This window comes from Kitasatospora sp. NPDC048407 (assembly GCF_043200475.1).
Lineage (GTDB): Bacteria > Actinomycetota > Actinomycetes > Streptomycetales > Streptomycetaceae > Kitasatospora.
This window is the reverse complement of sequence record NZ_JBICXW010000002.1, coordinates 189759-197955: the sequence shown is the minus strand read 5'-3', so window position 1 is coordinate 197955 and position 8197 is coordinate 189759. Positions and strand designations below refer to the sequence as shown.

The 8197-nt window shown below is 74.9% G+C and carries 4 protein-coding genes; all 4 read right to left on the bottom strand.

Features of this window, described 5'->3' with window-relative positions:
* Nucleotides 1-1028, bottom strand: a 1028-nt coding sequence (locus ACGFWJ_RS06215) for a DUF5682 family protein (protein WP_392945785.1), incomplete at its 3' end; no start/stop codon positions are given.
* 77 nt (nt 1029-1105) lie between these two features.
* The gene (locus ACGFWJ_RS06210; protein ID WP_392945783.1) at nt 1106-2233 is read right to left on the bottom strand and encodes an AAA family ATPase; all 1128 of its coding nucleotides are present in this window, start codon (nt 2231-2233) and stop codon (nt 1106-1108) included.
* 20 nt (nt 2234-2253) lie between these two features.
* Nucleotides 2254-7251 carry a hypothetical protein gene (locus tag ACGFWJ_RS06205; RefSeq protein ID WP_392945781.1) on the bottom strand — a complete coding sequence of 1666 codons (4998 nt, stop codon included), beginning with the start codon at nt 7249-7251 and terminating at the stop codon, nt 2254-2256.
* Nucleotides 7248-8102: a DUF4132 domain-containing protein gene (locus tag ACGFWJ_RS06200; RefSeq protein ID WP_392945779.1), complete on the bottom strand. Its 855-nt coding sequence runs from the start codon at nt 8100-8102 to the stop codon at nt 7248-7250. The genes ACGFWJ_RS06205 and ACGFWJ_RS06200 overlap by 4 nt, the downstream gene beginning before the upstream one ends.
* Nucleotides 8103-8197 lie beyond the last annotated feature (95 nt).

The following is an 8197-nucleotide window of genomic DNA, read 5'->3' as shown; positions in this document are numbered from 1 at the left end:
GAAGGAGCGCTCGCCGCCGACGTCGGGGCAGCCGCTGACGGCGGATCAGCCACCAGCCCGTCAGCAACCGACCACGGCACGACAGCTGGCGAAGGCAAGCTGCTCGTCGCATCCGGGACAACCTCCACCGGCAAGGCAGCCAACGAACACGGGGCAGTCACCGAGGCCGGAACGGCACTTGCCTGCCCCGGCACAGCCCCTGCCCGCGGGCCAACGTCCGTCGCCGCAGGAACACTTGCCGCCCCGGCATCGCCGAGCAGCGCCGGTGCGTGAAAGGCCCCGATGACCGCGGCCACCCGGCGGCCGTCCGCCCCGGCGGCGTGGATGCGGGCGCGCATCCACGACTCGCGGTGGAGGTCGAGCGGGTCGACGGTGTGGGCGTCCTGCCGCAGCGCCCAGCCGACGAGCAACGCGGCGCGGCGGATTTCTTCCGGGGTGCAGCCGGGGGCGGGGGCTTCGACCAGGCGGTCCCACAGGTCTTCGTCGGGGCGGCCGGTCAGTCGGCGGCGCAGCGCCTCGGCGAGGCCGACCGCGCCGCCGGAACCCGCGGCAGCACCGCCGGCGGCGCGGTGGGCGAGCGGCAGGTCACAGGCGAGGGCGGGCACGCCGTGGCGGGCGGCCCAGCGGAGGGCGGCCAGTTCCGGGGAGAAGTCCGCGAACGGGTAGAACGCCGGTCCGGCACCCTCGTCGGCGGTTGCGGCGGCGAGGGCCACCGGCGCCTCGGTGTGCTCGTCGGCGAGGAGGCCGAGCCACGGCTGGAACTCCTCGGGCAGTTCGACGAGCAGCACGTCCGGCCGCGCCGCGTCGAGCAGGGCGGGCACCGCGGCCGCGATCGACGGGGCGTGGTGGCGCACGCCGATCAGGTAGGGCCCGGGGCCGTCCACGCCCGAACCGGCAAGCCGGGCAAGGGCCTCGGCCGGGGACGCCCTGGGCACGGTGTCGGTGGCCGACGGCCCGGGGCGCTCGTCGCCGGAATGGGCGGGCCCGGCCGGGGCAGCCTCGGACACGGCGTCGGCAGCAGCGCCCACGGCGGACGTCCCAGGGCAGTCTTCGCCGGCCCGCGCGATCCCCGCCAGGGAGGCATTGGCATCGGTGGTCACTGCCGTCAGGCCCCCAGTGCCGGGCGCAGGTCCCACAGGGTGCGCCAGGTCGCGGAGCCCTGTTCGGCGCGGCGGCGGACCGGGCCGTCCCAGTAGCCGAGGAGGCGGGCGGTGTCGGCGGGGTCGTCCTTGCGGACGACGCCGACGAGTTGGCCGGGGAGGCGGGTGAGGGTGTCGGCGCCGTCGAGGTAGGCGGCGGTGACGCCGAGTGCGGTGGCGACGGAGACGGCTTCGGCGGTGCTCATGACGGTGGAGGGGCGTTCGACGTCCCAGCCTTCGACGGAGCGGCCGGTGCGCAGGTCGCGGAAGGCGGTGACCAGGGCTTCGAGGACGGCGTCGTCGACCGCGTAGGGTGCGCCGGCGCGAGCGACGGCGGCGGTGGACTGGCGCCGGACGAGGTCGATCTCGGCGTCGAGGTCGCCGATCGGGCCGACGGTCTCGAAGTTGAAGCGTCGTTTCAGGGCGGCGGACATCTCGGAGACGCCCTTGTCGCGCAGGTTGGCGGTGGCGATCAGGGTGAACCCGGGGGCGGCGTGCAGCTGGGCGTCCGCGCTGCCCGCGAGTTCGGGGACGGCTATCCGGCGTTCGGAGAGCAACGAGACCAGGGCGTCCTGGACTTCGGGCAGGCAGCGGGTGACCTCTTCGACGCGGGCGACCGCGCCGGTGGTCATGGCGGTGAGGACGGGCGAGGGCACCAGGGCTTCCCGGCTGGGGCCCTTGGCGAGCAGCAGGGCGTAGTTCCAGCCGTACTTGAGCTGGTCCTCGGTGGTGCCGGCGGTGCCCTGGACGGTGAGTGCGCTGGTGCCGCAGACGGCGGCGGCGAGCAGCTCGGAGAGCATCGACTTGGCGGTGCCGGGTTCGCCGACCAGCAGCAGGCCGCGTTCGCCGGCCAGGGTGACGACGCAGCGTTCGACCAGGGCGCGGTCGCCGACGAACTTCGCTTCGACCGTCATGCTGCGACGGCCGTGCTTGAGCTTCTCGCCGCCACTGCCGAGCACGAAGGTGACCACGACACGCGGGGTGAGCCGCCAGCCGGGCGGGCGGGGGCCGGTGTCGTACGCGGCGAGGAACGCGAGTTCGGCGGCGTACTTGTCCTCGGGCAGGACGACCTGCCGGTCGGGCTCAGTGCTCATGGCGAAATCCCCAGTGGTCTTCATCGACGGCCTCGCCGGCGGGTGTTGGTGGTGAGCTGTTCGTAGCCGGGCCGGTCGCCGTCGGCGATCCGCTGCCAGGCGCGGGCGAACAGTTCGGGTGCGGGGAGGTGCGGCAGGATCGCCCGGTCGGACGGGATGGCGTACAGGCCGGCCTTCCAGACCTCGACGGGCAGGGCGGGCGACTTGGCCTCCTGCCAGCCGCCGGGCAGGAACAGGCCCCGGCCGGCCCGGGACCGCTTGGCCTCCAACACCAGGTCGGTGGCGGCGAGTTCGGCCCGGGCGCGCTTGAGCCGGGCGGGCTTCCAGCCGGTCCAGCGGGCCGTGTTGCGGTCGGTGGGGTCGGGGAGGGCGAGCAGTTGCAGGTAGAGGGCGGCGGCGTCCTCGCCGAGCCCGAACTCCTCGGAGACCTTGGCGACCAGCGCGGGGACGCTGCGCTGCGGGTCCTGCGGGTAGCCGGCCGGTTCGTCGGCGGCGGAGCCGTGCGCGGTCAGCCGCGCCAGGTCGTCGCCGAGCACCGCCCGCACCGCGGTCAGCGTGCGCCGGCCGTCGTGGCCTGCTACCAGGCCGTCGAGCAGTTCGAGCAGCGGGTCCTCGGGGCCGGTGAGCGCGGCGGACCGCAGGTAGACGGTCTCGCCGCGGCGGCCGGGGGCCAGCACCAGCGCCTCGCCGCAGGCCACCAACGTGTCGCCGTTCCGCTCCGGCAGGCCGAAGTGGCTGCGCAGCAGGGGCGCGAGTATCTGGTTGCCGACGGTGGCGTACGGGCCGAGGTCGAGCAGCAGGCCCGGGTCGGTGAGGCGGGCGCGGAGCGCGGCCAGCGCCGTGGGCAGCAGCGGGCGCAGTTCGGCGCCGTACGGCAGGCGGTGGGCCAGCCAGCGGAACGCGTCGACGGCCCTGCCGAGGTTGTGGCCGCTGGGGAACGCGCCGGGATCGTCGGGCACCAGCTCGGCGCCGTAGTCGGTCGGGCGCAGGCGCTGGGTGGTGGTGCGGGTGAGCCAGCGGGTGGTGGCCGGGTTGAGGACTTCCTCGATCGCGGAGATGGTCGTGCCGGTGACGGCGGTCTGGTCCTCCTCGGGGAGGGTCCGCAGGCGTCCGCGCCGTTCGATCCAGCGGGCCGCGGCGGTGTCCGTGGCCAGGCCGTCGGACCACAGCTGCGCCGGGTCGGCGGGGAGCAGGGCGGCCAGGACGGCGAACCTGTCGGGGCGGTCGAGGGCGCGCAGCCACTCGGCGGCGGCGTTGGCCTGAGCGGCCTTCAGCTCGTACCGGGTGAGTTGTTCGGCCGTGGGGAAGTCGCTCCACCGGCAGTACAGCCCGTCGGGCATGGCGAGCAGCAGCGTGGCGCGGGCCCGGCCGATGCCGGTGGCGGCGTCGAACTCGTCGGCCTGCTCCGGCTTGGGGGCGATCGGGCCGTGCTGGGCGAGCTGTGCGGTGAAGCGGGCGATCCAGTCGGCCGTCAGGTCGTCGTGGACCCGCCGTTCCGCGGTGATGGTGAAGTCGGCGACGGGGCCGAACTCCCCGGACGGGTCGTGCTCGATCGCGTCCCAGTGCAGAAGGTCCCCGTAGCTTTCGCTCTCCAGCACGACCACGGTTCGCTCGCCGCAGCGCAGCACCTGGCCCACCCGGGCCTTGTGCGCCCCGGACTTCGTGGTGTCGTTCTTTTCGCTGAGCGTCAGCTGACGGAGCGTCGGCCCGCGGTCGGCGAGCCAGCCGCGGGTCAGCTCGGTCAGCAGCAGGGCCAGCGCGGACCGGGCGGGCTGCCCGGTGCCGGGGACGGCGGCGGCCACGGCGAGGGGGGCGGTGCGGCCGAGCAGGTGGGCCCAGCCGTGGTGGTCGCCCCGCAGGGAGAGGCGGCGCGGGTCGGCCGTCCAGGTGGCGGGCCGGTCCTGCGGCGGCGCGGCCAACAGGTCGGTGACGGTGCGCAGGTTGGCGAGCACGTGCCACTGCTGGGGCTCGTGCCGCCAGCGGCGCCCGAAGCCGTCCACGTCGCCGAGGACGCCCCGGAGTGTCTCGTGCAGCATCCCGTCGTCGCCGTGTTCCGGCTGGTACACGGCGGGTTCGGCGGACGCGGGCTGCTCGTCGGTCTCGGGCGTCGGCAGCGGCGCGAAGCGGGCGGCGCTGGTCGCGGTGTCGGTGGCGAGCCGGGCGAGTCCGGCGACGCCCGCGAGCAGCAGCGGGTCGGTGAGGCCCGGCAGCACCTGGGCGGCGGCCGCGACCGGGACGGCCTGGCGCGCCTTGCTGCCCGCGACCTGCCGGGCGGTGCCCTGGATCAGCAGCAGCTCGGGGCTGCTCGGCGGTTCGACGTCCTCGGCGTCCACCGGCCAGGCGGCGTCGAGGAGTTCGGCGGCCTGCCGGTCGGTGACGGCGCGCAGCAGCTGTGAGCCGGCCTCGTCGCGGGGGCGCAGCGCGTGCCAGTGGTCGAGCGGCGGCACCAGGGCGGTGCCGGCGGCGTGCAGTTGGCCGGGGTGGGAGACGGTGAGTTCGGCGACGTGGTCGGGGGTGCCGTCGGCGGGGCCGAGCAGGATGGTGCGCTGGTCGGCGGTCAGGGCGAGGGCTGCGCCGCCGGGCAGGGTGATCCGGCCGACCGGCCACCGGTGGGCCGACTCCACGGTGACACGGTGGCCGTCGACGCCGGTGAACGTCGCCCGGTCGTTGCCGGTGCGCAGGCAGCCGCCGAGCAGGGTGCCGTCGGTGCCGAGCGGGCTGAGTTCCAAACCGGGTTGGAGCGGGAACAGCCGGGAGTGCACGGGCCGGAGGGTGCCGGACGAGTCGCCGCCCTTGCTGAACAGCGGCGGTGCGGATGCCCGGCCGTGGCTGCCCGTCAGCGGGTCGTACTCGACCAGGGCGCCGCGGCGGTACGTCCAGTGGCCGACGCCGTCGCTGAACACGGGCCGTTCGACGGGCAGCACGGTGTCGCCGGCGTGCAAAACCCGGCCGCCGGTGGCGCGGCCGCCGCCGGGCAGCGGCAGAGAGGCCTCACTCATGTTGTGCGGGCCGTAGTAGCCGACGTCGACCGGTTCGCCGGTCGGCACGAACACCTGGTCGGGCCTGCCGGACCAGTACGCGCGGACCTCGCCGTCCTCCCGCCAGGCGACCAGCAGTTCGCCGTCGACGAAACGCAGGCGGGGGCTGTGCCAGCGGGGCAGGTCGGCGGGGCAGCGCAGGTCGTGCTCCAGCAGGATGCCGTCCGGGCCGACCACGACGGCCCTGTTGCGGCGGGCCAGGATCAGGGCCGGCCAGGCGTCCTCGATCTGCAGGTCGCTGCGGTTGATCCGGCCGGGGACGCGGCCGCTGTCCTCGTCCTCGAAGAGGCGGCGCAGGCCCTCCTCCAGGGCGGGCCAGCCGAGTTCGTCGAGGATGCCGGCCCGGAGGGTGTGTCCGAGCAGGGCGGCGACGTCGATTCCGGCGATCCGGGCGGCGGCGGCCGGGTTGGCGTCGATGAGGGCGGAGCGGACGGGGCCGAGGGTGGTCAGCAGGCTCAGGGCGCCGGCCAGGCCGGTCGCGGAGCGCAGTTCGTCGGCCCGCTCGTCGGCCCATTCGACGAACAGGGCGCGCAGCACCGGGTATTGGACGGCGATCGGGCCGAGCGTGCTGCCACCGTGCCTTCCCCAGACCTCCGGGACGGCGTTCTTCAGCGCGGCGCGGAAGCGCGGGTCCGCCGCGACGGCCGCCAGGTCGCGGCGTCCGGGGCCGCCGTCCTCCACCCAAGGGCCGAGGTAGATGCTCGGAGTGTCCGACGGATCGGCGACCGGCACCCCCTCCGCGAGCAGCACATCCAGGACGTTCAGCGCCGTCGGGTGCTTGGGCAGGAGCTCCACCGGGACGGCCTCGGCGCGCAGCCGCTCGGCCATCCGGCCGGCCAGTTCGACGGTGGCGCCGCAGGCGGGGCGGGAGCGCCAGCCCCGGTCGAGGTGGGCGGTCCAGCGCTGGAGCCAGCGGGCGGCGGGCTCCGCACCTGTGGCCTCCGGGTCTGTCAGGAGGTCCTCGGCACCCGACTCCTGGAGCAGCGTCAGCCAGTCGGCGTCGACGGCGGCGTCGTTCTGGGATCCCGCCGGGGTCGGCAGGATCTCCAGCAGCCGGGCCCGGACCGCGTCGTCCCGGCGGGCCAGTTCGATCAGCGCGCCGCGCCAGGACTTCCACACCGCGGCGGGGGCCCGGCCGACGGCGGGCGAGGTCAGCAACTCGCCGAGCAGCAGCTGTTCCTGTTCCTGCCGGTCGAGCCCGGCGGCCCGGATCAGCTGCCGGGCGTCCTCGGCGATGCCCGCGTACGGGGCCATGCCTGCGGCGGAGCGTTCCGCGCACAGTTGGCGGAAGCGCTGCCAGGCGGTGGGCGCGTCGAGTCGTCCGGCGAGTTCCTTCACGTACTGGCGCAGCGCCTTGACGGTCAGAGCGCCGCCGAGTGCGAACTCCAGGAAGACGGCGCGCAGCCGTTCCTCGTCGATGGGCAGGCTGTGGGTGCGTTCGGCTTCGCGGGCCTTGCCGAAGTAGGTGGCGGCGTAGTTCTGGTTGCCCTGTTCGAGGAAGATCCGGCCGACCTGTTCGCAGTAGGTGGGCAGGAAGTGCGGGACGGCGCGGCCGAGGCGGACGGCGAGTTCGTCGAAGCCGTCCTTGGCGTTGCCGGGCTTGGACTTGACGAAGCGGGCGAGGCGTTCCATCTCCTTGACCACAGCCAGCGCGTGGTGCCCGTTGGCCGGGTCGTGGACCAGCGCCCAGGCGGGGAAGCCGAGCGCCTCCTGCCGGACCTGGCCCACCTCGACGGGTTCGCCGTCCGGTATCAGGCCGAGGAACTCGACGGCGAGGTCCTCGGCCGGGCCGAGTGCGGCGGGCACCAGGCGGACGACGGTGCGGCCGTCCAGCCCGGGGTGGCGGTAGCTGCGGGCGGTCAGCGTGTCGACGGTGCTGTCGACGCCGTCGGCCGCGGCGATCCGGCCGAGCGTCAGAACGGCGCCGGCGTCGAGCAGGTCTTCGTGGTACTGCGCGTCGGTGCGGGTGCTGTCCGTCATGCCGACTCCTCCCCTTCGATGGTGCGGCCGGCGTGCAGCGCGGCGGCCATGCGCATGCCTTCGGACCAGGCCACCGGGCCCACTTCGGCGAACGGCACCGGCCGCCCGTCGGCGTTGACCCAGCTGAGCGAGCCGGTCTCGCACTCGTCGTACTCGTAGTAGTCGCCGACCCAGACGCGGGCCTCCAGCGTGCGGCCGTCCTCGACCAGCGGCACGATCGCGTACCCGCCGCGGACGCGGTGGCCCAACCGGGCGCAGCGGCCGACCAGTTCGCGCAGCTCCTTGTAGCGGCCGCCGGCGTAGGTGTCGACCTGGGTGTCCGTGGGGTCGAGGTCGGCGGGGCGCTGCCAGACCTCGCGGTGCAGCTGCTGGAGCTGCTGGGCGACATCCAGCTCGACGGCGAACTCCCGCAGCTCGTCGAGGTCTTCGAGCAGCACGGGGTGCGGGATCCGGATCTCGGCGTCGGTCAGGCGGACGGTGTCGCCGTCCAGGTCGACCACGCCGATGCCGCGCGCCGGGTCGGCGTCGCGCAGGAACCCGGCCACCGAGCCGTCGGCGCCCGTCACCACCAGGTCGCGCAGCACCGACCGCCAGGTCTCGTCGGCCCACACCGCGCCGAGCACGGCGGCCGGGACGGGCAGCGAACGGACCATCCACCGCTCGACGGTCGCCAGGCACTGCCGCTCGTGCGCGTCGAGCCACTCCGCGAGCCGGCGCAGCTGCACGACGGCCGGGTCGTCCTTGAGCTTCGCCGGCACCGTCTTCAACCGGCGGCCGGCCGCGTTCCGGCACGCGACCTTTCCGTCCGCCTCCAGAGTGACCTCGTAGTCACCCGCTGTCAGCCATGCCACGTCAGAGCCCTCCCGGCCGCCGTTCCTGAGCTGGGAAGAACGTATCCGGCCACACCGACAGATGATCGTCCGGCCCCTGCGACGCCCGGCCGGAA